Source organism: Blastococcus sp. SYSU D00820 (assembly GCF_054050695.1).
In genome coordinates this window covers 24531-50048 of sequence record NZ_JBJGZW010000019.1, presented here as the reverse complement: position 1 = coordinate 50048, position 25518 = coordinate 24531, and the positions used below count along the sequence as shown (strand labels likewise).

The window sequence follows — 25518 nt, the reverse complement described above, 5'->3', positions numbered from 1 at the left end:
GCTCAGGGGTTGTCGGGGGTGTCCGCCCGGGTCTCCGGCACGTCGGTGGGGGATTCCGGCTTGTCGGCCGGCCCGGTGTTGCCGGTGCCTCGCGGCTCGCCGCGGCCGGTGTCCTGGTCGGCGCCGCCGAACAGGTTGCGCGGCGGGTTCAGGCCCTTCGGATCGCGGCCGGGGTCGTCGGTTCCGGCGCTGCTGCTCGTGCTCACGGGGGACCTCCTCGTCGGGGACGGACGCCGTCGCCGTCGGCCCTACCCCCCGCGCCGGTCGGGATGCATCTGCCCCGTCCGGGTGTTGTACGCGGCGATGACGACAACTCAGGTGCTCCCGAACGCGGGGCATGCCACGCTGGAGACGATGACGACCGCTCCCCTGGATTCCACGGCGCCGCTCGACACGCCCGCGATCGACGACGCCCCCCTCGACCCCCGTCCCGCCCCGGCCGGGCAGTGGGACGAGGACGACGACACCACCGGCTCCTACGCCCTCGAGGCCCGTGGCGCGCTGCGCCGCGTCGCCGGGCTCTCCACCGAGCTCACCGACGTCACCGAGGTCGAGTACCGGCAGCTGCGCCTCGAGCGCGTCGTGCTGGTCGGCGTCTGGACCGAGGGCACGCAGGCCGACGCGGACCGGTCGCTGGCCGAGCTGGCCGCGCTGGCCGAGACCGCGGGCTCCCAGGTGCTCGAGGCGGTCAGCCAGCGGCGGGACAAGCCCGACGCCGGCACCTACGTGGGCTCGGGCAAGGCCGCCGAGATCCGGGACATCGTCGCCGCCAGCGGCGCCGACACCGTGATCTGCGACGGCGAGCTGACCCCCGGCCAGCTCAACCAGCTGGAGAAGATTCTCAAGGTCAAGGTGGTCGATCGGACCGCGCTGATCCTCGACATCTTCGCCCAGCACGCCAGCAGCCGGGAGGGCAAGGCCCAGGTCGAGCTGGCCCAGATGCAGTACATGCTGCCGCGGCTGCGCGGCTGGGGTGAGTCGATGTCCCGGCAGGCCGGTGGTCGCGTGGCCGGCGGTGGCGGCATCGGTACCCGTGGCCCGGGTGAGACCAAGATCGAGACCGACCGGCGGCGGATCCGCGCGCGGGTCAGCAAGCTGCGCCGGGAGATCGCCGGCATGGCGACCGCCCGGGCGACCCAGCGGTCCAGCCGCAACCGCAACGCCGTCCCCAGCGTGGCGATCGCCGGCTACACCAACGCCGGCAAGTCCAGCCTGCTCAACCAGCTGACCGGCGCCGGTGTGCTGGTGCAGGACGCGCTGTTCGCCACCCTCGACCCGACCGTGCGCCGCGCGGAGGGCCCCGACGGCCGCGAGTACACGCTGACCGACACCGTCGGCTTCGTCCGGCACCTGCCGCACCAGCTGGTCGACGCCTTCCGCTCGACGCTCGAGGAGGTGGCCGCCGCCGACCTGCTGCTGCACGTCGTCGACGGCTCCGACCCCGATCCGCTCGGCCAGATCGACGCGGTGCGCGTGGTGCTCCGCGAGATCGACGCCGCGGCGGTGCCCGAGCTCATCGTCGTCAACAAGGTCGACGCGATGAGCGAGGAGGACGTCCTCACGCTGCGCCAGGCGCTGCCCGGTGCGATGTGGGTGTCGGCCCGCACCGGCGAGGGGATCGAGCGGCTGCGCGAGGTCGTCGCCGCCCGGCTGCCGCACCCCGACCAGGACGTCGACGTGCTCGTGCCCTACGACCGCGGCGACCTCGTGGCCCGCGTGCACCGGGACGGCGAGGTGCTCAGCGAGACGCACGAGGCCGGCGGCACCCGGCTGACCGCCCGGGTGGACGCGTCGCTGGCCTCGGCGCTCGAGGACTTCGCCGCGCCGGTCGGCTGATCGCCACGCCGCCCGGCTCCGGAGATCACGAACCGGTCACGGACCGGTACCGTGAGCCGGTGACGAGCGGCGTGGTGCGGCGCGATCCCGGCACCCCGCCGGGAGGCGGGGAGGCTCCGGCCGTCGACCAGGTGACCTCGGTCGGCCGGCCCCCGTGGTGGCTGCTGGGCCTGGCCCTGCTGGTCACCGTCGGGGTCACCGTCGACCTGCTCCGCGGCGGCGTCCTCGAGACGCTGGACGAGCGCGTCTCCGACGTGGTCGGCGGCTGGGGGCTGCGGACCTCCGACGGCTACTGGCCGGTCTGGGCGGTCACCCAGATTGGCGGACGCGGCACGATCCTCATCGTCCTGGCCGGCCTGGTGACCTGGCTGGCGGTGCGCCGCCGGTCGCTGCTGCCGCTGGTCCGCGTGGTCGTCGGGCTGGCGCTGCTGACGGTCGTGGTCTACGGCTTCAAGTGGGGGATCGGGCGGACGGCGCCGGGCTACGCCGGCCACTTCTTCCACCACCCGGACGGCGCCTCGTTCCCCTCCGGGCACGTGGCCAACGCCGTCCTCATGTGGGGCATCGCGCGCTGGCAGGTGGTGCAGTTCCGGCTGCCGCCGCGGGTGCAGCGGCTCTTCTGGCTGCTGAGCGTGGTGGGCCCGGTGCTCACCGGGATCGCGATGGTCTCGCTGGACTTCCACTGGGTCACCGACGCGGTGGTCGGCGCCAGCGTGGGCCTGCTGCTGTTGGGCGTGGTTCACGCACTCGACGCAGCCGTGCTGTCACGCTGGGTCGGTGCCCGGACAGGCCGTCCCACCGCGTAGCGGCGCCCGGGGGCGGCGTCTGGCGGCGGGCTCGGCCCTGACCGCCGTGCTCGCCCTCGGCTTTCCGCTGCCCGCGGCCGCCGAGGACCCCACCGGCGCCGCCGCGCCGCAGACGCAGTGCCAGATCACCGACCCCCGGCTGGGGGAGATCTCCGGGCTGGTCGCCGGCACCGGCGGCGCGGTCCTGGTGATGAACGACGGCGGCGGCCAGGTCGAGGTCTACGCCCTCGACGCCGGCTGCCAGGTCGTCGACGTGCACACCGCTGCCGTGGACCCCTACGACCCGGAGGACCTGGCCGTCGCCGCGGACGGGACCGTCTGGATCGCCGACACCGGCGACAACCGCGGCAACCGGTCGACCGTCGCCCTGATCGCGCTCCGCCCGGACGGCTCCGCCGGAGTGCACCGGCTGACCTATCCCGACGGGCCGCACGACGCCGAGGCGCTGCTGCTCGCCCCCGACGGGACCCCGTACGTGGTCACCAAGGAGTTCCTGGGCGCCAGCGGCGTCTACCGCCCGGTCTCCTCCCTCGTCGAGAACGGTGTCGTCGGCCTCGAGCGGGTCGGCACCGTCGAGCTGATGCTCACCGGGACGGCCGGCGGGCCGGTGGGGCGCGCCGGCCAGCTCATGGTGACCGGCGGTGCGGTCTCCGCGGACGGGCGCTGGGTGGCGCTGCGGACCTACACCGACGCCTACGTCTGGCCGCTGTCCGGCTCCGACGTCGCCGCGGCCCTGGCGACCGATCCGGTGCGGGTCGCGCTGCCGCCCTCCCCGCAGGGCGAGGCGATCTCCGTGGCCCCCGACGGCCGGCTGGTCGTGGCCAGCGAGGGGCTGCCCAGCGACCTGGTGCTCGTCCCGGTTCCCGCGGCCGACAGCCCTGCCGCGGCACCGGGGGACGACTCCCTGGCCGACGCCCTCGCCGGCAGCGAGTCCGGCGTGAACCCGCTGCCGGCCGCGCTCACGGCTGCCGCCGTGGCGGGCCTGCTCGTCTGGCTGGGCGGCAAGCTGCGCCGGCGCAAGGTGGAGTAGCCCCACCCGCCCACGACAGGGCCCCCGTCGCCGACGGCGGACGGGGGCCCTGGGCGATGCCGAGGCGGGTCAGACGCGGCGCAGCACCGTGACCACGCGACCCAGGATGGTGGCCTCGTCGCCGGGGATCGGCTCGTAGGCGGGGTTGTGCGGCAGCAGCCACACGTGCCCGTCCCGGCGCTTGTAGGTCTTCACCGTGGCCTCGCCGTCGAGCATGGCGGCGACGATCTCGCCGTTCTCGGCGGTCGGCTGCTGGCGGACGACCACCCAGTCGCCGTCGCAGATCGCGGCCTCGACCATCGAGTCGCCGGCGACCTTGAGCATGAAGAGCGTGCCCTCGCCGACCAGCTCGCGCGGCAGTGGGAAGACGTCCTCCACGGCCTGCTCGGCGAGCACCGGGCCACCGGCGGCGATCCGGCCCACCAGCGGCACGTACGTGGGTGCGGAACCGGTCTCCTCCCCGGCGGGCGCCGGTGCGGCGGCCGGGGCCGACTCGGCGGCGGCCAGCTCGCCCGGCAGCCGGACGTCGAGGGCGCGCGGGCGGTTGGGATCGCGCCGCAGCCAGCCCTTCTTCTGCAGCACCGTGAGCTGGTGGGCGACCGAGGACGCCGACGAGAGGCCGACCGCCTCGCCGATCTCGCGGACCGACGGCGGGTAGCCGCGGCGCTCGATCGAGTCACGGATGACCTCCAGCACGCGGCGCTGACGCTGCGTCAGCCCGTCGCCGGCCTCGCCCCGGTCGGGGAAGGTGCGGACCTGGGCGGACGGCGCCGCCTCGGCCACCGGCGCGCTCCCGCGGCCGCTCCGGCCGGAGCCGTCACCGCCCGCTGAACTGCTCGTGCCCGCCACGTCTCCTCCTCGCCGGCCGCACCCCGCGGCCCGTCGTCGACGCCGGCGGCTGCGCCGGCGCGGGTCCCGGTCGGACGGTAGCGCCTCGCGGCGCCGGTTTCAAACACACGTTCGAAGTCCGGCCGTGTCGGGTCGTTTCTGTCGGCGGCATGCGGTAGGACTTCGTACGGACGTTCGATCGAACGCGCGTTCGATCGAGGGAGTGCCCGGGGTGCCGGGCGGAGCGAGGAGAAGCCGTGGCGGCGAGCGTGCGTCAGCAGGTCCCCCTGGTGCCGGTGGAGGTCCCGGTGCCGGCGGCTCCCGGCCGCCCCCCGCTCCGGCTCCTGCCGCCTCCGCCGGTCGTGCGGGCGGTGCCCGCCCGGCCGGCCGGGCGGGAGGTCGACGCGGGGGCGGCCCGCCCCGCCGCCCGGCCGGGTGGCCGCCCGGTGCGCCTGGCCGGCGCGCCGCGGCCGGTGCGCGGCGGGTGCGCCGCACCCGCGGGCCCGGCACCGCTGCGGCTGACCCGGCGCGGGCGCCGCCTGGTGGCCGCGCTGGGCATCGTCGCGGGCGTGGGAGCGGCGGTCCTGGTCTCCGAGGTGGTCGGCGGCGGAGCGGGGGCCGGTCTGGAGCTCGCCGGCGGGGAGAGCGTCGTCGTCCAGCCGGGCGACACGGTGTGGTCCATCGCGACCGAGGTGTCCGGCGGTGAGGCCGACGTGCGGGCCGTCGTCGACGCGATCGAGGAGCTCAACGACCTCGAGGGCGCGGTGCTCGTGCCCGGCCAGGTCCTCCAGCTGCCGTGACCGGCCGTCGGCGGGCGTCCCGGGGTGTGGACGACCACACACCCACAATCCTCGTCGCTGATCTTCGTCAACCCTCCGCGCCCCGTCCTGCGCCGGGTCCTGGGGGTCGGCGACCTAGCGTCCTCGACGTGCGGAACACCCAGGACGGCCGAGCAGCGGCCTTCGCCCGATCGTCGTTCGACGTCGAGATCGAGGAGGCCGGCACCTGGCGGCCGGGCTCCATGCTCGGCTGGCGGCACGAGGGCGGCGTCGCCCAGGCGCAGGTGCGGTCGGTCGTCGACGGGGTGGAACGCACGTCCTGGATCGACCTGACCGCCGTCCGGCTGCCGCAGCCGCCCGCGGCCGAGACCTCGGCGACCGATGCCCGCCGGGTCGAGGCCCCGCAGGTCGAGGTCGCGCAGGTGGATGTCCCGGTGGTCGTCGCCGCGCCCGTGACCCCGTCGGCCGCTGTCCGGGCCGAGGAGCTGCACCCGGCGACCGTGGTCATGAGCCGCGCCGCCCTCCGGGAGCTGCTGGCCGCCGACGGCCGCCCGGCCGGCCGCCGGTCCGCCCCGGCGGGGTCGGAGCCCGCGCCACGCGCCGAGCGGCGGCGCCGGCACGGTGCCGACCTGACCGCGGAGTTCCCCGCCGTCCGCTGCGGCGACGACGCGGCCGGCCGTCACCGCGCCCCGGCCCACGGTGGCCGGCACCGCGCTGCCGACACCGGGGTCCTCCCCGCCGTCGCCGCGGAGCCGGCGTCGGTCGACATGCTCACCCGCCCGATCCGTCTCGGGGACACCGCTCCGTGGGGTCGTGACGAGGCCGCCGGGGTGGCCGTCGCCGGCTGACGGGTCGATCGGGGCCCCGCCCGCGACCGGCGTCCACCGGCTGCCGCGGCGGGCGCCGGAGGCTGCCCGGGGCCCGGGGGAGCGACACGCCATACGCCCGCCCGGGCCGGTTCTCCAGCGCGAGCGGGCCGGTCGCGGCGTGTCGCTGTGACGGCTGGGGTGTCGGTCACCGGTTGCGTACCGACGCGCCGGGAGGAACAGATTGCCGCGTGTCTGCGCTTGCACATCTAGTGGGGTCCGGCCTACGGTTCCCCTACATCTAGTAGTTGCACCGATGTAAGCCATCCACAGGCCATCCCCAGTCCCTCCCCCGGACGTCCACCGGTCGTCCCCAGGGAGGTCCACAGGGGGGAGCTCCCGGAGGCGCCGGCGTCCGCCGGCATCGGGTGTCCGGGGAGAGGGGGAGGACCGCCGTGCGGTGTCCCTTCTGCCACAACCCCGACAGCCGGGTCATCGACTCGCGCGAGGCCGACGAAGGGGCGACCACCCGTCGCCGCCGGTCGTGTCCCGCGTGCGGGCGCCGCTTCACCACGGTGGAGGAGGCGGTGCTCGCGGTCGTCAAGCGCAGCGGTGTCAGCGAGCCGTTCAACCGGTCCAAGGTGGTGGCCGGCGTCCGCCGGGCCTGCCAGGGCCGGCCGGTCGACGAGGACCAGCTCCAGCAGCTCGCCGCCCAGGTCGAGGACGCGATCCGCGCCACCGGGGCGGCCGAGGTGCCCAGCCACGAGGTCGGGCTGGCCATCCTGCGGCCGCTGCGGGAGCTCGACGAGGTCGCCTACCTGCGCTTCGCCAGCGTCTACCGGGCCTTCGACTCGATCGAGGACTTCGAGAAGGAGATCACCGAGCTCCGCGCCCGGCACCTCACCGGCGGCACCCCGCCGCTGCCGGGCATGACCGACGCCCTGCCGGCCGCCCGCCGGCGGGGAGGGGGCCGCAGCGCGGCGTCCCCCGACGGCAGCTGACCGACGACGACCACCTGGTCGGTCCCCGGCCACCCCAGAACTGTCAGCACCACCCCGTAGAACACACAGCAGGACCGGAACGCGGCTCTTCCCCAGCCGCCGGACCACACATCGAGGGAGAGCTCCGTGACCGAGACAGAGGACCGCTTGTCAGGCCGTACGCGTCGGGCCGCCAAGGCACCGACCCGGGGGAAGGGCCTGAAGGTCAAGCGGGTCTTCACCACCGCCGGGGTGCACCCGTACGACGAGGTGACCTGGGAGCGTCGTGACGTCGTCATGACCAACTGGCGGGACGGCTCGATCAACTTCGAGCAGCGTGGCGTCGAGTTCCCCGCCGAGTGGAGCATCAACGCCACCAACATCGTCACGACGAAGTACTTCCGTGGCGCCGTGGGCACGCCCCAGCGGGAGAGCAGCCTGCGTCAGCTCATCGACCGGGTGGTGCTCACCTACGGCGCCGCCGGCCGGGAGTACGGCTACTTCGCCACCGAGGGCGACGCCGAGGTCTTCGAGCACGAGCTGACCTGGATGCTGCTGCACCAGTACTTCAGCTTCAACAGCCCCGTGTGGTTCAACGTCGGCACCAGCGCGCCGCAGCAGGTCAGCGCCTGCTTCATCCTCGCCGTCGACGACACGATGGACTCGATCCTCAACTGGTACCGCGAGGAGGGGCTGATCTTCAAGGGCGGCTCCGGCGCCGGCCTGAACCTCTCGCGCATCCGCTCCTCCAAGGAGCTGCTGTCCTCCGGCGGCACCGCCTCGGGCCCGGTCAGCTTCATGCGCGGCGCCGACGCCTCGGCCGGCACCATCAAGTCCGGTGGGGCCACCCGGCGTGCGGCCAAGATGGTCGTCCTCGACATCGACCACCCCGACATCGAGGAGTTCATCGAGACCAAGGCGCGCGAGGAGGACAAGATCCGCGCGCTGCGCGACGCCGGGTACGACATGGACCTCGGCGGCAAGGACATCACCAGCGTCCAGTACCAGAACGCCAACAACTCCGTGCGCGTCTCCGACGAGTTCATGCGCGCGGTGGAGGACGGCACGGACTTCGGCCTGCGCGCCCGCCTCGACGGCACCGTGATCGAGACCGTCGACGCCCGTGACCTGTTCCGCAAGGTCACCCAGGCCGCCTGGGAGTGCGCCGACCCCGGCATCCAGTACGACGACACGATCAACGACTGGCACACCAACCCCGAGACAGGCCGGATCAACGCGTCCAACCCCTGCTCGGAGTACATGAGCCTGGACAACAGCTCGTGCAACCTGGCGTCGCTGAACCTCATGAAGTTCCTGAAGGACGACGGCACCTTCGACACCAAGAACTTCGTGAAGGCCGTCGAGCTGGTCATCACGGCGATGGACATCTCCATCTGCTTCGCCGACTTCCCGACCGACCCGATCGGTGAGACCACCCGCGCCTACCGCCAGCTGGGCATCGGCTACGCCAACCTGGGCGCGCTGCTCATGGCCACCGGCCACGCCTACGACTCGCGCGGCGGTCAGACCCTCGCCGCGGCGATCACCTCGCTGATGACCGGCACCGCCTACCGCCGGTCGGCCGAGCTCGCCGGCATCGTCGGCGCCTACGAGGGCTACGCCCGCAACGCCGACGCCCACGCCCGCGTCATGCGCAAGCACGCCGCCGCCAACGACGCGATCCGCCCGGTCGGTGCCGACGACGCCGACGTGCTCAAGGCCGCCACCGCCCAGTGGCAGGAGTGCCTGGAGATCGGCGCCGACAACGGCTGGCGCAACGCCCAGGCCTCGGTGCTGGCCCCCACCGGGACCATCGGCTTCATGATGGACTGCGACACGACCGGCATCGAGCCGGACTTCTCGCTGGTCAAGTACAAGAAGCTGGTCGGCGGCGGCTCGATGCAGATCGTCAACCAGACCGTTCCGCGCGCCCTGAAGAGCCTCGGCTACCAGGACGAGCAGATCGAGGCGATCGTCGAGTACATCTCCGAGCACGGCCACGTCGTCGACGCGCCGAGCCTGCGCCCGGAGCACTACGAGGTCTTCGACTGCGCCATGGGCGAGCGGGCCATCTCCCCGATGGGCCACGTGCGCATGATGGCCGCGGTGCAGCCGTTCATCTCCGGCGCGATCAGCAAGACGGTCAACATGCCGGAGACGGCGACGGTCGAGGACGTCGAGAACATCTACTTCCAGGGCTGGAAGCTCGGCCTCAAGGCGCTGGCGATCTACCGCGACAACTGCAAGGTCGGCCAGCCGCTGTCCGACGCCCACTCGTCCAAGAACGGGGCGAAGAAGGCCGAGGCCAAGACCGAGGCGGTCGCCCCGGTCGCCACGATGTCGCACCCGGTGCGCAAGCGGCTGCCGAAGAAGCGGACCAGCATGACGACGTCGTTCAGCGTCGCCGGTGCCGAGGGCTACATGACCGCCGGCATGTACGAGGACGGCAGCCTCGGCGAGGTCTTCCTCAAGCTGGGCAAGCAGGGCTCGACCCTGGCCGGTGTCATGGACGCCTTCTCGATCGGCATCTCGATCGCGCTGCAGCACGGTGTGCCGCTGGAGACCTACATCCAGAAGTTCACCAACATGCGCTTCGAGCCGGCCGGCATGACCGACGACCCGGACATCCGCATCGCCCAGTCGGTGATGGACTACATCTTCCGTCGCCTGGCGCTGGACCACCTGCCGGTGGACAAGCGGGCCAACCTCGGCATCTTCAGCGCCGAGGAGCGGGCGGCGCAGGTGTCGGGCTACGACACCCCGGCCTCCACCGCGGCCGTCACCGAGGAGGAGGAGGTCGACGTCGAGGCGCTGCGCGGCTCGGTGCCGACCGAGGCCCCGGCCAAGCCCGAGGCCCAGGAGAAGAAGTCGGTCAAGGAGGCGCACTCCTCGGCCGAGCTGCTCGAGCTGGTCACCGGTACCGCCACCGACGCGCCGCTGTGCATGACCTGCGGCACGAAGATGCGCCCGGCCGGCAGCTGCTACGTCTGCGAGGGCTGCGGCTCGACCAGCGGCTGCAGCTGATCGGAGCAGCTCCGGTCAGCAGCGCGAGCTGACCGCTGAGGTCGCCACCGGCCCGGTCCCTTCGGGGCCGGGCCGGTGGCGTCCGGCGGTCGGGGCGGGGCCAACAGCAGCACGCGTGCCGCGGGGCCGGGGCCGGCGTCACCCGCCTCGTGCGTGGGTGAGCGGGCCGGGCTACTGGCTCGGCTGCGGCACCTCGGGGCAGTCGACCTGTGGGTTGACACCGAGGTAGTTCAACGGCCCGGCCACGATCGTCACGACGGTGGTGCTGACCGCCGCGCAATTGGTGTCGGCGCTGCTGAAGTAGCCGCGCTGGTACGCCGCGAAGGCGCCGATGATCAGCCAGATGACGAGCAGGGTGCCCACGATGCTGCCGCCCCGGCGTCGGGTTCCGTCGCGCATGCCGGGGCGGTACCCGCGTCGTCGCCGGTGACGCGGCGGAGCGGTGCGTCGTCATCCGATCGTGTCCGCGCGGGGCGAGTGCCGGGCCGTCCAGGCAGTGTCCGGGCCGGAGCCGTGGCAGCACCGCGGTGCATGATCACCGCATGACCTCGGAACAGCGCCGGGTGACGCTCGCGACCTGGCCCACGCCGCTGGAACCCGCGCCGCGGCTGGCCCGCGCGGTCGGGCTGGCCGAGGGCGACCTGTGGCTCAAGCGCGACGACCTGGTGGGCCTCGGGGGCGGGGGCAACAAGGTCCGCAAGCTGGAGTGGCTCGTCGGCGCGGCTCTGGACGACGGCGCCGACGTCCTGATCACGACCGGTGCGGCGCAGAGCAACCACGCCCGCCTGAGCGCGGCCGCCGGCGCGCGGCTCGGGCTGGACGTCGTCCTCGTGCTCCGGGGTCAGGCCGGGGCGGCCTCGTCGGGCAACCTGGCGCTCGACGGGTTGCTCGGCGTCCGCGTCGTCTGGGCGGGGGAGGTCGACCCCGCCGGGCTGTCCGCCGCCGCCGAGGAGGTCGCCGCCGACCTCGTCCGCGCCGGCCGCACGCCCGCCGTCATCCCCTTCGGCGGGTCGAGCGCCGTCGGCGCCCGCGGCTACCGGGAGTGCGCGGCAGAACTGCTGGCGCAGGCGCCGGACCTGCGCACGGTGGTCACCGCGCTGGGCTCGGGCGGCACGATGGCCGGTCTGGTCGCCGGTCTGGGGACCGACCGGGTGCTGGGCGTGCACGTCGGCGCGGTCGCCGACCCCGCGCGGACCGTCGCGGACCTGGTGGGGGACCTGACCGGTGTCCCGTGCGATCCCGGCGACCTCCGGGTGCGGCTGGACCAGGTCGGGGAGGGCTACGGAACGCTGCCGGAGCCCGTCGTCGCCGCGCTGGCCACCGCCGCCCGGTGCGAGGGGGTCGTGCTCGACCCGGTCTACACCGGACGCGCCCTGGCCGGACTGGTCGACGCCGTCGCCGCCGGGGACGTACAGCCCGGCGAGCGCACGGTGTTCCTGCACTCGGGTGGCCTGCCCGGTCTCTTCGGCTCGGCGGCAGCGATCGGTCGCGCGGAGGCCATGCTCGGCTGATGCGGCGCCGCGGCGCTCGGCGGTGTCCCGGAGCCGCGTGAGGGGAGGGCCCTCCGACCCTCACCGGACGCGGAGCGCCTCCCTATCGTCGGCGCAGGGAACACCGGTCGGCCTCACCGGCCGGGGGAACCGCCGTGCTCCATCTGCCCGATGGCGCCACGACGACCGTCCCGGACGGTCCGGCTCGCGGGAGGAGGTGATCGGGATGGTGCACACGCACGCGCGCTCTGCTCGCAGGGGCCACAAGTGGGCATGACGGGTACCCCGGACCGCCGCAGGATGCCCCCGCGGTACTGCTCGGCGACGGCGGTGCTCGTCGTCGTGGGGGCCGTGTCCCCGGCCGGGTGAGCGGATCGGCCGCATAGCCTCCTCCCGATGCGACAGCTCCTGCGGTTCGGGTGGATCGAGGCGCAGTGCTGCCTGTTCGCCGTCCTGTTCTTCGCCGGCCTGGCGCTGGTGCGGGTCGTGCCGCTGCCGGTCGATCCCGCCGACGCGCTCCTGCTCTGGTGCCTGGGCGTCACGCTGGTGCTGTGGCTGCTCCGCTGGGAGACCGGCCGCGAGGTCGCCGTCGTCTTCGGCTTCCACCTCGTGGGGCTGGTGCTCGAGCTGTTCAAGGTGGCCCAGGGCTCGTGGTCCTACCCCGACACCGGCACGTTCGCCGTCGGCGGGGTGCCGCTCTACAGCGGCTTCATGTACGCCGCCGTCGGCAGCTACGTGTGCCAGGCCTGGCGGCGGCTCGACCTGCGGATCACCGGCTACCGGCCCTGGGCGACGGCGGGCGTGGCGGCGCTGGTGTACCTCAACTTCTTCACCTCCCACGTCGTGGCCGACGTCCGGCTGGTGCTCGCCGCGGCGCTGCTGGTGGTCACCCGGCGCGCCTGGGTGCACTACACCGTCGGCGCCCGCCGGTACGCGATGCCGCTGGCGCTGTCCTTCGTCCTCATCGGCTTCTTCCTCTGGGTCGCCGAGAACGCCGCCACCTTCCTGCGGGCCTGGCAGTACCCGTCGCAGGAGTCGGTCTGGACCCTCGTGCACGCCGCGAAGCTCGGCTCCTGGTCGCTGCTCGTGGTGGTGAGCATCGTGCTGGTCGCCGCGGTCAAGGCCACCGAGGGCCGGCTGTACGGCAGCTCCGCCCACCGCACCGTGCTGCGCGGGTACGACCCGGCGTCAGAGACCGCCGGGCGCCCGCACCAGGTCGCGCCGCCGGCGGCGGAACTCCTCGACCGGCCAGCAGGTCACCCCGCCCCACCGCAGTGACCTGACCCGCCCGTCGCCGTCCCGCTCGAGCTCCACCGGCTCACCGGCCGGGCCGAAGCCCGGCTGCGGGGCGGGGCGCAGCGTCGTCGCGTCCACCACCTGCAGCTCCTCGACCGTGGGCAGCGGCTCGGGCGCCGTGGGCCGCAGCATGACCAGCCGGCCGCCCAGCTCGGCGACGTCCAGCACGCCCCAGAGGCTGGCGAACCGGCCGGTGAAGGTCGACAGCGGCGGGGCGTCCACCGGTGGCGGCGGCACCTCGGCCCGCGGCGCCAGCACGACGTCGACCAGCTGCACCAGCCCCACCGCCAGCTGCTCGGCCGGCCCGTCGATCGCGTTGGTCAGCACGCTGACCACCAGCCGGCCGGCGGGGTCGACCACGGTGAGCGTGCTGTGCCCGGGGAACCCGCCGCTGTGCCCGACGAGGTGCCGGTCGCCCACCGTCCACAGCCCCATGCCGACCCCGTACCGGCCCACCTCGCGGCCGTAGGGCGCCACCACCGACTCCAGCCGCTGCATGATGCGCTTGCTGTCGTCGCTCAGCAGCCGCTCGTCGCCCAGCTGGTGCGCCGCACCGAAGACGGCGAGGTCCTCCGCGGTCGAGGAGAAGCCGGTCGCCGCGGCCAGCGCTCCGGTGGGCACCGGGGCGATCGGCTCCCGCCGGTCCTCGCCGAGCAGCAGCCCGGTGGAGCCGGTGGCGTGCTCGCGGGCGGGGTCGAGGTCGGGATCGGTCCGCGCCAGCCCGAGCGGCTCGAGCACCGCCGCGCGCAGGTGCTCGGCGTAGGTGGTGCCGGTGACCGCCTCGATCGCCATCCCGACCAGGGCGTAGCCGAGGTTGGAGTAGCCGAAGCGCTCGTTGCGCCGCGACACCGGGCCGGCCGCCAGCACCTCGGCCAGCACGGCGGCGCGGTCGGGGAAGGGCGCGGCCAGCTGCCAGTGGTCGGCGCGGCTGCCGTCGCGCGAGACCCCGCCCTGGTGGCCGAGCAGCTCGCGGATCGTGACGGGGGCGACCGGGCTGCCGGCCAGCTCGGGCACGTGCCGGCCGATCGGGTCGTCCAGCCGCAGCCGGCCGGCCTCCACCAGCTGCAGGACGGCGGTCGCGGTGAACGTCTTGGCGTGCGAGGCGACGCGGAACAGGTGGGTGGTCGTCAGCGGGGCGCCGGTGCCGACGTCGGCGACGCCGATGGCCGCCGAGAGCACCAGCTCGTCCCCGTACCGGAGCGCCACCTGCACCCCCGGCACGCGGAAGTGCGCGGCCTGCGCCTCGAGCCACGACCGCAGGTAGCCGGTGGCGGCGCGGAGGGTCTGGGTGGCGGTCACGGAGGCTCCCCGGGACGGCGGGCGCGGACCGGGGGAGCGTAGGCGCGGAGCACCCGGCGGCCGTCGGGCAGGATCGGCTGGTCCGCGCGGGAGGAGCACACATGGGGGAGCGCATCGGCGTCGTCGGCGCCGGCATCGTCGGGCTGGCCGTGGCCCGGCGGCTGGCGCAGCTGCGGCCCGACGCCCGCGTGGTCGTCGTCGACAAGGAGGACGACGTCGCCGTCCACCAGACCGGGCACAACAGCGGCGTCGTGCACGCCGGGCTCTACTACCCGCCCGGCTCGCTCAAGGCGCGGCTGTGCACCCGCGGCCGGGTGCTGCTCCAGGAGTTCTGCGCCGAGCACGGCCTGCCCTACGAGGAGTGCGGCAAGGTGGTCGTGGCCCGGCGGGACGACGAGCTGCCGGCGCTGGCCGGTATCGAGCGCCGCGCCACCGGCAACCGGGTGCCCGGGCTGCGCCGGCTGACCGCCGCCGAGCTCCGCGAGGTCGAGCCGGAGGCGGCGGGGGTGGCGGCGCTGCACTCCCCGCACACCGCGATCGTCGACTTCCGCGGCGTCGCCCGCGCGATGGCCGGGGACCTGCGCCGGCAGGGGCACGAGGTGCGGCTGGGCTTCGAGGTCACCGCCGTCCTGCGGCAGGCCGGCGGGGGAGTGGTGGTCACCGACGGGGTGGAGGCCCTGCCGTTCGACCGCCTCGTGGTCTGCGCCGGGCTGCACAGCGACCGGGTGTCCCGGCTGGCCGGCGACGAGGCGGGCCCCGCGATCGTGCCGTTCCGCGGCGAGTACCTGCGGCTGGTGCCCGGGCGGGAGTCGCTGGTCCGCGGGCTGATCTACCCGGTGCCCGATCCGCGGTACCCGTTCCTCGGCGTGCACTTCACCCGCCGGGTGGGCGGCGGGGTCGACGTCGGCCCCAACGCGGTGCTCGCCTTCGCGCGGGAGGGCTACCGGCGGCGCGACGTCCGCGTCGCCGACCTGCTGGAGATCCTGCGCTGGCCGGGCATGCGGCCGCTGGCGCGGCAGCACTGGCGGATGGGCGTGGCCGAGTTCCGCGGCTCGCTGTCCCGCCGGGTCTTCCTCGCCGCCGCCCGCGAGTTCGTGCCCGCGCTCTCCGACGACGACGTCGAGCCGGCGCCGGCCGGTGTGCGCGCGCAGGCCGTGGACCGCGACGGCTCGCTGGTCGACGACTTCCGCATCCACCGGCTCGGCCCGGTGGTGACGGTGCGGAACGCGCCGTCACCGGCGGCGACGTCGTCCCTGGCGATCGGGGAGCACGTGGCCGAGCAGGTGCTCGCGTGAGCGTTCGTGCTCACCCGGAGGTGAGCACGAACCCCCGGTAGCCGTCGGCGCCGACCTCGTCGCAGATCCGCCGGTAGGTGCCGAAGCCGCCGATGTAGGGCATGAACACCCGCTTCTTGCCCTCGATGTTGGCGCCCAGGTACCAGGAGCGGGCCTGCACGAACAGGGTCTGGTGCGCGGCGTCGTCCACGTGCCGGGTCCAGGTCTCCGCGGCGTCGCGCCGGGCCTCGACCTGGTCGATCCCGTGCGCGCGGCAGTACGTGACGAGGTCCAGCAGCCAGTCCACCTGCTGCTCCGCGGCCAGGATCATGTTGGCCAGCACCGAGGGGCTGCCCGGCCCGGTGACGGGGAACAGGTTCGGGAAGCCGGGCACGCCGACGCCGAGGTAGGTGAGCGGGCCGTCGGCCCACGTGTCGGCGATCCGGTCGCCGCGCGGCCCGACCACGTCGATGCGGGTGACCGCGCCGGTCATGGCGTCGAACCCGGTCGCGTAGACCAGCACGTCGAGGTCGTAGGTGGCCGCCGTCGTCCGCACGCCGGTGGGGGTGATCTCCACGAACGGCTCGCGGCGCAGGTTCACCAGCCGGACGTCGTCCCGGTTGAACGTCTCGAAGTAGCCGGTGTCGGTGCAGATGCGCTTGGTCCCGATGGGGTGGTCGTCCGGGATCAGGTCGTCGGCGACCCGGGGGTCGTGCACGACCGCCCGGATCCGCGCCTCGACGAACTCCCGCGCCATGTCGTTGACCACCGGGTCGACGGACTGGTCGGGGAAGGTCTTGGCGAACTGCACCCCGCCCAGCCGCCACCGCGCCTCGAAGGCGGCGGCCCGCTCGTCCTCGTCGATCTCCGTCGCCCGCTTCGGATACGGCTCGTACGGGCTGCCCGAGGAACTGGTCCTGGTGAAGGCGCGGCGCTGCGGGTACTCGGCCTGGATCCGGGCGTGGTCCTCGTCGGTCAGCGGCCGGTTCGGCGCCGGGATGCTGTAGTTGGCCGAGCGCTGGAAGACCGTGAGGCTGCGGGCGGACTCGGCGAGGATCGGGATCGACTGGATGCCCGAGGAGCCGGTGCCGATGACGCCGACCCGCTTGCCCTCGACCGACACCCCCTCCTCGGGCCACTGGGCGGTGAACACCACCTCGCCGGCGAAGGAGTCGGCGCCCGGGATGTCCGGCCGGTTCGGCGCCGAGAGGCTCCCGGTGGCCAGCAGGACGAACGGTGCGCGGTAGCGGGTGCCGCTGTCGGTCGACAGCGTCCAGGTCGAGGTGGCGTCGTCGAAGACCGCGGCGGTCACCCGCTGGCCCAGCCGCAGGTGCGGGCGCAGGCCGAAGCGGTCGGCGACGTGCCGGGCGTAGGCGTGGATCTCCGGCTGGGCGGCGTAGCGCTCGGTCCACCGCCACTCCCGCTGCAGGTCCTCGTCGAAGGAGTAGGAGTAGTCGACGCTCTCCACGTCGCACCGCGCGCCGGGGTAGCGGTTCCAGTACCAGGTGCCGCCGACGTCGTCCCCGGCCTCGACCGCGACCGCCGTCAGCCCGGCCTGCCGCGACCGGTGCAGGGCGTAGAGGCCGGCGAACCCGGCGCCGACGACGAGGACGTCGACGGTCTCGGGCGCCGGCTCAGCCATCGGCGGTGTCGGTCGACGGCGCGTGGTCCAGCGCGCTCTGCCCCAGGTAGCTGTCGATGAGGTTCTCCCGGTTGCCCATCTCCGCCGCCGTCCCCGACAGCACGACCTCGCCCTTCACCAGCACCGACGCCTGCTGGCAGACCGACAGGGCGGCCACCGAGTTCTGCTCGACCAGCAGCACCGGGGTGCGCCGGATGACCTCCTCGAGCGCGCCGAAGACGGCCTTGACGACGATCGGGGCGAGCCCGAGGGAGGGCTCGTCGAGGAGGAGCAGCCGGGGGGCGGCCACCAACCCGCGACCGAGCGCGACCATCTGCTGCTCGCCTCCGGACAGCGCCCAGCCGGCCCGCTTGCGCAGCGGCACCAGCGCCGGCAGCAGGTCGTAGACGTCGTCGAGGGAGTAGCCGCCGTCCCGTCCGCCCCGGGCGGTCATCCCGACCAGCAGGTTCTCGTGCACGGTGAGGGGCGCGAACACCCGCCGTCCCTCGGGCACGTGGACCAGCCCGGCCCGGGCGATCTTCTCGACGGTCAGCTTCGCCAGGTCGACGCCGTCGAAGCGGATCCGGCCCCGGTAGGGCACCAGGCCGGAGATCGCCTTCAGCGTCGAGGTCTTGCCGGCGCCGTTGGGCCCGAGCAGGGCGACGGCCGCTCCGGCGTCGACGGTCATGCCGACGTCGCGCACCGCCTGCGTGCCCTCGTAGGTGACGACCAGCGACTCGATCTCGAGCACCTCACACCCCCAGGTAGGCGTCGACGACGGCCGGGTCGGTGAAGACCTCGTCGGGAGCGCCCTCGGCGATCACCCGGCCGAGCTGCAGGACCGACATCCGGTCGCACAGCTCACGGAGGAAGTCGATCTTGTGGTCGACGATGAGGATGGTGATGCCGCGCGCGGCGAAGGACCGGATGAGCCGGGCCAGCGCGGCGGTCTCCACCTGGTTCAGGCCGGCGGAGGGCTCGTCCATGGCCAGGATCGAGGGCCGGTTCGCGATCGCCCGGGCGATCTCCAGGTGCCGGCTCTGCCCGTAGGCCAGCCCCTCGGCCGAGCGGGCCGCCAGGTGGGCCAGCCCCACCTCCTCGAGCGCGGCGTGCGCGTCCTCGATGCGGGTGCGCTCCTGCCGCCACATGAGCGGACGCCCGAGCACCGCCGCGCCCAGCCCGCTCCACGACTGCGGCGCGCTGAGCATGACGTTCTCGATGCAGGAGAGCTCGGTGAACACCTGCGGCGTCTGGAACGTCCGCAGCAGGCCCTCCCGCCGGACCCGCCGGGGGCTGCCCAGCCGGATCCTCCGGTCGCCGATGGTCAGCTGCCCCGTCGCGGGGGTCAGCCCGCTGAGCGCGTTGAGCAGCGTGCTCTTGCCCGAGCCGTTCGGGCCGACGATGCCGAGCACCTCGTTGCGGCGGACCTGCAGCGAGACGCCGTCGACGGCGACCACGCCGCCGTAGCGGACCGTGATGTCAGTGGCCTCGAGCACGCCGCACCGCCTTCCGGGTGAGGTCGCCGAGCGTGCCGACGATGCCCTGGGGCAGCACGACGATGGTGGCCAGCAGGAGCAGCGAGAAGATCACCGTCTGGTACTCCTGCACCGGACGGAGCAGCTCGGGCAGCCAGATCACGAAGAACGCCCCGACCACCGCGCCCCACATGGAGCGCAGCCCGCCGAGCAGGATCATCAGGTAGAGGTTGATCGCGACGCCGACGGTGAACGCGTCCGGCGTGATGGAGCCGATGGTGTGCGCGGTCAGGCTGCCGGCCACCCCGGCCAGCGCCGACCCGAATCCGAACAGCACGATCGCCACGCCGTAGATCGGCACGCCGTTGGACTCGGCCACCGCGGGGATCTGCTTGGTCGCCAGCGCGTTGCGGCGGGCGGGGGACCGCTCGACGAGCGCGCAGACGAGCAGGACCACGACCGTGACGGTCAGCGTGAACCAGAAGACCTCCTGGCCCGTGAAGAACTCGACGCCGGCCACGGAGGGCACCTCGAGGCCGTAGAGGGCGCCGGACTCGACCTCCCCGGACAGCGGCGTCCAGTTCCGGAAGAGCAGCACCATGATCTCGGCGAAGGCCATCGCCCCGACGGCGAAGTACAGGTGCCGGGCCTTGCGCAGCACCACGCCCAGGAGCAGCGCGACGACGAAGGAGACGACGACCGCGGAGACGAACCCCACGACGAAGCCGGCCTCGGCGGCCACCTGGGCGCTGACGTAGGCGCCGATCCCCATGAACGCGCCCTGCGAGAAGGCGAACAGCCCGCCGAGCGAGTAGGCGAAGTACAGCCCGACGGCGGCGACCGCGGAGATCAGCGCGGCGGTCAGCACGCCGAGCCGGTAGACGTCCTCGCTCCACATGCCGCCGAGCGCGACCAGCACCAGGGTGAAGACGACGACCTGGCTGAAGTACCGGCGCCGGTAGACCGGCGGGCCGTAGGCGGGCAGCCGGCCGGCCAGGAACCGCGCCAGCTGCCGGGGCGGCGTGCCCGCCGGGCGGGCGGCGGAGACGGGCGGGGGCGCGGTCCCGGAGGGCACCTCCGCGGTCGGCACCTCAGAGGCGGACACGGGACTCCTCCTTGAACAGGCCTTCCGGACGCAGGGCGATGATCAGCAGGATCGCGATGAACGGGAACGCCTCGCGCATGTTGTTGGAGATGTAGCCGCCGCCCAGCTGGCCGAAGAGGCCGAGCACCAGCGAGCCGGCGACGACGCCGCCGAGCCGGCCGAAGCCGCCGATGATCGCCGCCCCGAAGGCGAACAGCATCGGCGTGAAGCCCATGTTCGGGGTGAGGCTGGTGAACGGGCCGAGCATCAGGCCGGCCAGCCCGGCCATGGCGCTGGCGAGGGCGAAGGTGATCAGCGACAGCCGGTTCACGGCGATGCCCTGCAGCCGGGCGGTGTCGCGGTCGGAGGCCAGGGCGCGGACCTGCCGGCCGAACTGGGTCCGGTTGAACAGCAGCGCCAGGAGCAGCACCGCCAGGAGCGTGGTGCCGATGACGAACAGCGAGTGGTTCGGGATCGGCGCGCCGAGGATGCGCGTCGTCCCGAAGCCGAACGGGCTGGGCAGGCTGCGCGGCTCGGCGCCCTGCCACAGCACCACCAGCCCGACGAGGGCGAAGCCGCCGGCCAGCGTGGAGAGCAGGACGGTGTCCGGTGGCCGGCTGCGCAGCGGTGCGTAGGCCAGCCGCTCCATGACCAGGCCGACCACGGCCATGCCGGCCAGGGTGATCAGGTAGGCCAGCGGCATGCCGAGGCCCAGCTGGGCGAAGGCCCAGAAGCCGAGGTAGCCGCCGAGGGAGACGAGGCCGAACTGGGCGGCGTTCACCACCCCGGTGGCCTTGAACATGATCAGGATGCCCAGCGCGACCAGCGTGTAGATGGCGCCCAGGGCCAGCCCGCTGAAGGTGAGAGCGACGAATCTGTCCACGGAGATCCCTTCGGTCGGGGCCCGGGGTGGAGGGTTCCTCCACCCCGGACCCCGGAGCGGGTAGGGCAGGCGGGGGCCCGGGCCGGCTAGGGCTGGACCAGCCCGTTGCCCTCGAGGTCCTCGGCCGTGAACCGCCGCACCTGGGTCGGCACGCCGCCGGGGAAGGTCATGACCACGGCCTCGTGGCTGAGCTGCCGGCGGTCGTCGACGCTGTAGGACGTCGCGCACATCGTGTTCTCGTCGAAGGTGATCGACTCGATCGCGTCGGCGATGGCCCGGTGGTCGAGCGAGCCGGCCTCCTCGATCGCCGCCTTGAGCAGGAAGACGGCGTCGTACATCGAGGGCGAGGCGTAGTCGGGGACCTCGTCGTAGGTCTCCTGGTACCGCTGGGCCCACTCGCGGACGTGCTCGCGCTCGTCGGAGTTCGGGTCGCAGGACTGGACGCCGACCAGGTTCTGCTGCTGGTCCGGCGGCACCAGCTCACGGGAGTTCACGATCGACGACGACGGCCCGCCGATGTAGGGGATCCCGGCGAGGTCGTTCTGCACGGCGGTGCGGATGCCGAGCGCCATCTGGTTCGGGTAGCTCCAGTCCAGGATGGCGTCGGCGCCCCGCGCCGAGAGGATCTCGTTGGTGAGGTCCCGGGTGTCGAACGGGTAGAGGTTCTCCGCCACGATCTCGATGCCCGCCTCCTCGAAGAGGTCGCGGAACTGGGGCAGCGCGTTGGCGCCGTAGTCGATGCCCAGGCCCATCATGGCGATGCTCTGGGGCTGGAGCTCGTCGATCACGTACTGGCTGTTGGCGTAGATGAGCTCCGGAGCCGGGGTCATGATCCGGTAGGTCATGTCGCCGGCCAGCGCCTCGTCGGTCGCGATGGGCGTGGAGACCCCGGCGTTGAGGTAGACGATCCCCGCCCGCTGGATGATCGGCGCGGCGGCGTTGTTCTCGATGGTCGACGGCATCCCGATGACCACGTCGGCGCCCTCGGACACCGCCAGCCGGGCGGCGGACACGGACTTCTGCGCGTCCAGCCCGCTGTCGTACTCCTTGAGGATGATCTCGTGGCCGTTGATGCCGCCGTCGGCGTTGATGTCGTCGACGGCCATCCGGACCCCGTTGATGTACTGGGTGAGCACGTTCGAGCCGGTCATCGGCTCGATGGAGGCGAGCACCAGCGACCGGTCGATCCCGTCGCCCCCGCCCCCGGACGTCTCGCCCGACGCGCTGCCACAGGCGGCGACGGTGAGAGAGATGGCGGCCAGGCCCGCAGCGGTCCGGTACGTGGCCCTTCGATGTGGTGCACGTCGCATGACGTCCTCCCGAGTCCCCATTGACTGGCGCGGACCATAGGGCTCCCGGATCGCGCCGGACAAGCACTTGTTCGGGCCGTTTTCCGTCGTCCCGGGCGTGTCGCGGACCTCGCCGACATCGAAACCGCAGGTCAGCGGGCTGTTCGGGTCGTTCTGAACAAAGAATCTATCTTTTAGAAGATGCCGCTGCTAGCTTCCCCCGGCATGGGCCGACGGCCCCCGGCGCCCCGCGGCTGCACCTCGCCGCTGCCGGGGCGCGGCCCACGTCGCCGGTGCCGGCCGCCCCCGCGGGCAGGACGGCCGGCCGCGACGCCCGGTCCCAGCGGTCACCCCTGAGGAGCCCGAGATGACGATGACCAGACACGGCACCGGCACGGCCGGCCGGACGGCGCCGGCGGCGCGACCACGCGCTGCGCGGGGCCGCCGGGTACGCGTGGCCGTGGTGGGCGCCGGGCTGGGGGGCATCGCCGCGGCGGTCAAGCTGCACCAGGCGGGCTTCTCCGACGTCACCGTCTTCGAGCAGTCGGCGGGTCCGGGCGGCACGTGGTGGGACAACACCTATCCGGGCGCCGCCGTCGACGTGCCGTCGAACGTCTACTCGTTCTCCTTCATGCCCTACGACTGGTCGCGCTCCTACGGCCGGCAGCCGGAGCTGCAGCAGTACTGCGAGGACACGATCGACCACTTCGGCCTCCGCGACCGGTTCCGCTTCTCCACCCGCGTGGAGCGGGCGGTCTGGGACGAGGACCGGTCGGTCTACGTGGTGACCGCGGGCGGGGAGGAGCAGGAGTTCGAGCTGCTGGTCAGCTGCGTAGGCCTGCTCAACGTCCCGAACGAGCCGCGCTGGCCGGGGATGGACGAGTTCGAGGGCGTGCTGTTCCACAGCGCCCGGTGGCGGCACGACGTCGACCTGGCCGGCAAGCGGGTGGCCGTCATCGGCACGGGCAGCTCGTCGGCGCAGATCGTGCCGGCCCTGGCCGGGGTCGCCGGGCACCTGTACGTGTTCCAGCGGGAACCGGGCTGGATCGTCCCGAAGCCCGAGGAGGACTACACCGAGGAGCAGCGCCGGCGGAACATGCAGCTGGTCCGGCGCAAGGTCACCCGCTGGCACGGCTTCGTCAAGCACGTGCAGACCCTCGGCGACCGGCAGGTCGGCAGCCGCCGGCACCAGCGGCTGACCCGGATGTGCCTGGACCACATCGAGGCCCAGATCCCCGATTTGGAGCTGCGCCGGCTGGTCACCCCGACCTATCCGGTCGGCTGCAAGCGGCTGGTCCGGGACTCGAACTTCTACCCGGCGCTGACCCGGCCCGACGTCACGCTGGTGCCCCGGGCGGTGACCCGGCTGACGCGCACCGGCATCGTCGACGCCGACGGCGTCGAACGGGAGGTCGACGTCGTCGTGGCGGCGATCGGCTTCCGGGCCGCGGACTACCTCGCGAGCCTGGAGGTCGTCGGACCGGACGGCGTCTCGCTGCGCGAGGCGTGGGCGGGGGACCCGAAGGCCTTCCTCGGCATCACGGTGCCCGGGTTCCCCAACTTCTTCATGCTCTACGGCCCCAACACCAACGGCGGCGGCTCGATCATCGCCCAGCACGAGCGGCAGGCCGAACTCGTGGTGACCGTGGCCCGGCGGCTGCAGCGCGGTGTCACCCGGGTCGACACCCGGCCGGAGGCCATGGAGCGCTTCGTCCGGTGGGTCGACCGCGGCAACGACGCCCGCTTCTCGGCCATCCTCGGCAACTGCCACAACTACTTCCTGGCGCCGAGCGGCCGCAACGTCACCCAGTGGCCGACCGGCCAGATCTCCTACCTGACGCGCAGCAAGCTGATGCCGTGGGTCGCACTGGCCATGCAGCGGGAGTCCGGCGGCCGCCGGGGGAGCGCGTGACCACCGTGGCCGACCGGCTCCCCGGGGTGGTGGACGCCGAGGTGGCCGCCGCGCTGGCGCAGTGGCCGCGGGACCTCAGCGGCCTCAACGAGGCCGACCTGCCCACCGTGCGGGTGGCGGCGCCGGTGCCGCCGGCGGCGCCGGGCGTCGTGCGCAGCCGGCACGTGGTGCCCGGCGACCCGGACGTCGTGCTGCACGTGCACGCGCCGGCGCAGCCGCGCCCGGGCCGCGCCTGCCTCTACTGGATGCACGGCGGCGGGTACGTGATGGGCAACGCGCAGGCCAACGCCGCGGACCTGGACCGCTGGTGCGCGCTCCTCGACTGCGTCGCCGTCTCCGTCGAGTACCGGCTGGCGCCCGAGCACCCCTACCCGGCGCCGCTGGACGACTGCCTCGCCGGGCTGTCGTGGGTGGTCGCGTCCGCCGCCGAGCTCGGCGTCGACCCCGGGCGGATCGGCATCGGCGGGTCCAGCGCGGGCGCCGGCCTGGCCGCCGGCCTGGCGCTGCGGGCGCGGGACCTCGGCGGGCCGGCGATCGCCTTCCAGTACCTCCTGCACCCGATGCTCGACGACCGGCTGTGCACCCCCTCCAGCATGTGGGAGGACGCGCCGGTGTGGCCGCGGTCGGCGAACCGCTTCGGCTGGGGTGCCTACCTCGCGGGCCGGGCCGGGTACCCCGACGTCCAGCCCTACGCCGCCGCCGCGCGCGCCGTCGACCTGCGCGGCCTGCCGCCGGCCCTGGTATTGGTGGGGTCGGTCGACGGGTTCGTCGACGAGTGCGTGGAGTACGCCGGCCGGCTGCTGCACGCCGGGGTGCCGACCGATCTGCACATGTACTCGGGTGCCCCGCACGGCTTCAGCTCCCTCGCCCCGGGGTCGGCGCTGGCCCGCCGCGCCGTCCGGGACTCCGACGAGTGGCTGGCTCCGTTCCTGCGCCGCTCGCCGGGCGAGGGGCAGAGTGGCACGGGATGACCGCGCCGCACGAGCAGTTGAGACAACCGAAGGTGTCGGCCATGGTCGCCGACCTGCTGCGCAAGCGGGTCCTCGACGGCGAGCTGACCGACATGCTGCCCGGTCAGGACGTCCTCCTGGCCGAGCTGGGCGTCAGCCGGCCCGCGCTCCGGGAGGCGCTGGGCATCCTGGAGTCCGAGGGCCTGATCACCGTGCGCCGCGGCAGCCAGGGCGGGGCCTTCATCCACCGGCCGAGCGACCGGCACTCCGGCTACATGATGGCGCTGGTGCTGGAGTCCCGGTCGGTGCAGATCGAGGACGTCGCCGAGGCGCTCCAGCGGCTGGAGAGCATGTGCGCCGGGCTGTGCGCCGACCGGCCCGACCGGCTGGAGACCGTGGTGCCGGCGCTGGAGCACAGCAACGACCTGGCCGCCGCCGTGCTGGACGACCCGATCGCCTACGTGGACCAGACCGCCGACTTCCACCGGCTGCTCGCCGAGCAGTGCGGCAACCAGAGCCTGCAGGTGACCGTCGGCGCGCTGGAGGCCATCTGGCTGGCGCACGTGCAGCAGTGGGCCGAGTCGACCACCCGGGCCGGCACCTTCCCCGACCGCGAGTACCGCGAGCAGGGGCTCGCGGTGCACCGCCGGCTCACTCGGCTGATCGCCGACGGCGCGGCCGACCTCGCCGTCGCCGAGGCGGCGGCGCACTTCGACCCCAGCCAGTTCGCCGACGGGGCCAGCACGAGCGTCCCGGTCCGGGCCAGCCTGCTCCACGCGGCGAACGTCGCCCGCGCCGAGCGCCGCCGCCTCTAGCCCGCCGGCCGCGCGGCCGGTCCCTTCCACCCCCAGGAGAC

At 73.8% G+C, this 25518-nt stretch carries 23 protein-coding genes; 13 read left to right on the top strand and 10 right to left on the bottom strand.

Annotation, left to right across the window (positions count from 1 at the left end; translation table 11 throughout):
- Positions 1-2: 2 nt before the first annotated feature.
- Positions 3-206, bottom strand: a complete 204-nt coding sequence (locus tag ACI79R_RS18010; RefSeq protein WP_456575031.1) for a hypothetical protein — start codon at positions 204-206, stop codon at positions 3-5.
- 148 nt (positions 207-354) lie between these two features.
- Between ACI79R_RS18010 and hflX the strand changes: the two genes are divergently transcribed.
- Genes hflX through ACI79R_RS17995 form a run of 3 tightly spaced genes read left to right on the top strand, consistent with a single transcriptional unit; the run spans position 355 to position 3672 of the window.
- On the top strand, positions 355-1836 hold the full coding sequence (gene hflX / locus ACI79R_RS18005; protein ID WP_456575030.1) for a GTPase HflX: 1482 nt from the start codon (positions 355-357) through the stop codon (positions 1834-1836).
- 59 nt (positions 1837-1895) lie between these two features.
- Positions 1896-2642: a phosphatase PAP2 family protein gene (locus ACI79R_RS18000; RefSeq protein ID WP_456575029.1), complete on the top strand. Its 747-nt coding sequence runs from the start codon at positions 1896-1898 to the stop codon at positions 2640-2642.
- The gene (locus ACI79R_RS17995; protein WP_456575028.1) at positions 2614-3672 is read left to right on the top strand and encodes a hypothetical protein; all 1059 of its coding nucleotides are present in this window, start codon (positions 2614-2616) and stop codon (positions 3670-3672) included. Before ACI79R_RS18000 ends, ACI79R_RS17995 begins: the two co-directional genes overlap by 29 nt.
- Before the next feature lie 69 nt (positions 3673-3741).
- On the opposite strand, the gene lexA is transcribed toward ACI79R_RS17995, so the two are convergent.
- Complete coding sequence (gene lexA / locus ACI79R_RS17990) at positions 3742-4521, bottom strand: transcriptional repressor LexA (RefSeq protein WP_456575027.1); 780 nt, start codon at positions 4519-4521, stop codon at positions 3742-3744.
- A gap of 236 nt (positions 4522-4757) precedes the next feature.
- On the opposite strand from lexA, the gene ACI79R_RS17985 reads away from it, so the two are divergent.
- The 4 genes from ACI79R_RS17985 to ACI79R_RS17970 all read left to right on the top strand — a co-directional run bounded on the left by ACI79R_RS17985 (position 4758) and on the right by ACI79R_RS17970 (position 10089).
- Positions 4758-5300, top strand: coding sequence for a LysM peptidoglycan-binding domain-containing protein (locus tag ACI79R_RS17985; RefSeq protein WP_456575026.1), 543 nt, complete (start codon positions 4758-4760; stop codon positions 5298-5300).
- Positions 5301-5428: 128 nt separating this feature from the next.
- Complete coding sequence (locus tag ACI79R_RS17980) at positions 5429-6127, top strand: hypothetical protein (protein WP_456575025.1); 699 nt, start codon at positions 5429-5431, stop codon at positions 6125-6127.
- Positions 6128-6540: 413 nt separating this feature from the next.
- A complete protein-coding gene (gene nrdR, locus ACI79R_RS17975) occupies positions 6541-7086 on the top strand; it encodes a transcriptional regulator NrdR (RefSeq protein WP_456575024.1) in 546 nt (181 codons plus the stop codon).
- A 126-nt stretch (positions 7087-7212) separates the two neighbouring features.
- Complete coding sequence (locus tag ACI79R_RS17970) at positions 7213-10089, top strand: vitamin B12-dependent ribonucleotide reductase (protein ID WP_456575023.1); 2877 nt, start codon at positions 7213-7215, stop codon at positions 10087-10089.
- A 171-nt stretch (positions 10090-10260) separates the two neighbouring features.
- Here ACI79R_RS17970 and ACI79R_RS17965 read toward each other — a convergent pair whose 3' ends face one another.
- Positions 10261-10488: a hypothetical protein gene (locus tag ACI79R_RS17965; RefSeq protein ID WP_456575022.1), complete on the bottom strand. Its 228-nt coding sequence runs from the start codon at positions 10486-10488 to the stop codon at positions 10261-10263.
- Between the two features lie 143 nt (positions 10489-10631).
- On the opposite strand from ACI79R_RS17965, the gene ACI79R_RS17960 reads away from it, so the two are divergent.
- Positions 10632-11600 (top strand): D-cysteine desulfhydrase family protein, encoded by a 969-nt coding sequence (locus tag ACI79R_RS17960; RefSeq protein ID WP_456575021.1) that lies wholly within the window; start codon positions 10632-10634, stop codon positions 11598-11600.
- A 375-nt stretch (positions 11601-11975) separates the two neighbouring features.
- Positions 11976-12857, top strand: coding sequence for a DUF817 domain-containing protein (locus tag ACI79R_RS17955; RefSeq protein ID WP_456575020.1), 882 nt, complete (start codon positions 11976-11978; stop codon positions 12855-12857).
- Here the strand turns inward: ACI79R_RS17955 and ACI79R_RS17950 are convergent.
- Positions 12768-14174 carry a serine hydrolase domain-containing protein gene (locus ACI79R_RS17950; RefSeq protein WP_456575019.1) on the bottom strand — a complete coding sequence of 469 codons (1407 nt, stop codon included), beginning with the start codon at positions 14172-14174 and terminating at the stop codon, positions 12768-12770. The two genes, ACI79R_RS17955 and ACI79R_RS17950, sit on opposite strands and share 90 nt — an antisense overlap.
- 101 nt (positions 14175-14275) lie before the next feature.
- Between ACI79R_RS17950 and lhgO the strand changes: the two genes are divergently transcribed.
- Entirely contained in the window at positions 14276-15469 is a 1194-nt protein-coding gene (gene lhgO, locus ACI79R_RS17945) for an L-2-hydroxyglutarate oxidase (RefSeq protein WP_456575018.1), read from the top strand.
- A 10-nt stretch (positions 15470-15479) separates the two neighbouring features.
- Here the strand turns inward: lhgO and ACI79R_RS17940 are convergent, their stop codons facing one another.
- The 6 genes from ACI79R_RS17940 to ACI79R_RS17915 form a co-directional block, all read right to left on the bottom strand.
- Positions 15480-17090 carry a flavin-containing monooxygenase gene (locus ACI79R_RS17940; protein WP_456575017.1) on the bottom strand — a complete coding sequence of 537 codons (1611 nt, stop codon included), beginning with the start codon at positions 17088-17090 and terminating at the stop codon, positions 15480-15482.
- Complete coding sequence (locus ACI79R_RS17935) at positions 17083-17820, bottom strand: ABC transporter ATP-binding protein (protein WP_456575016.1); 738 nt, start codon at positions 17818-17820, stop codon at positions 17083-17085. The genes ACI79R_RS17940 and ACI79R_RS17935 overlap by 8 nt, the downstream gene beginning before the upstream one ends.
- Before the next feature lies 1 nt (position 17821).
- Complete coding sequence (locus ACI79R_RS17930) at positions 17822-18565, bottom strand: ABC transporter ATP-binding protein (protein WP_456575015.1); 744 nt, start codon at positions 18563-18565, stop codon at positions 17822-17824.
- Positions 18549-19649, bottom strand: coding sequence for a branched-chain amino acid ABC transporter permease (locus ACI79R_RS17925; RefSeq protein WP_456575014.1), 1101 nt, complete (start codon positions 19647-19649; stop codon positions 18549-18551). Before ACI79R_RS17925 ends, ACI79R_RS17930 begins: the two co-directional genes overlap by 17 nt.
- Positions 19636-20511, bottom strand: coding sequence for a branched-chain amino acid ABC transporter permease (locus ACI79R_RS17920; RefSeq protein WP_456575013.1), 876 nt, complete (start codon positions 20509-20511; stop codon positions 19636-19638). The genes ACI79R_RS17925 and ACI79R_RS17920 overlap by 14 nt, the downstream gene beginning before the upstream one ends.
- Before the next feature lie 86 nt (positions 20512-20597).
- Complete coding sequence (locus ACI79R_RS17915; RefSeq protein WP_456575012.1) at positions 20598-21683, bottom strand: ABC transporter substrate-binding protein; 1086 nt, start codon at positions 21681-21683, stop codon at positions 20598-20600.
- 484 nt (positions 21684-22167) lie between these two features.
- Here ACI79R_RS17915 and ACI79R_RS17910 point away from each other — a divergent pair, with 484 nt between their 5' ends.
- From ACI79R_RS17910 to ACI79R_RS17900, 3 genes are read left to right on the top strand one after another with little or no spacing between them, the layout of a single operon-like run.
- On the top strand, positions 22168-23712 hold the full coding sequence (locus ACI79R_RS17910) for a flavin-containing monooxygenase (protein WP_456575011.1): 1545 nt from the start codon (positions 22168-22170) through the stop codon (positions 23710-23712).
- A complete protein-coding gene (locus tag ACI79R_RS17905) occupies positions 23709-24683 on the top strand; it encodes an alpha/beta hydrolase (RefSeq protein ID WP_456575010.1) in 975 nt (324 codons plus the stop codon). The genes ACI79R_RS17910 and ACI79R_RS17905 overlap by 4 nt, the downstream gene beginning before the upstream one ends.
- Positions 24680-25477, top strand: coding sequence for a FadR/GntR family transcriptional regulator (locus ACI79R_RS17900; protein WP_456575009.1), 798 nt, complete (start codon positions 24680-24682; stop codon positions 25475-25477). Before ACI79R_RS17905 ends, ACI79R_RS17900 begins: the two co-directional genes overlap by 4 nt.
- Positions 25478-25518 lie beyond the last annotated feature (41 nt).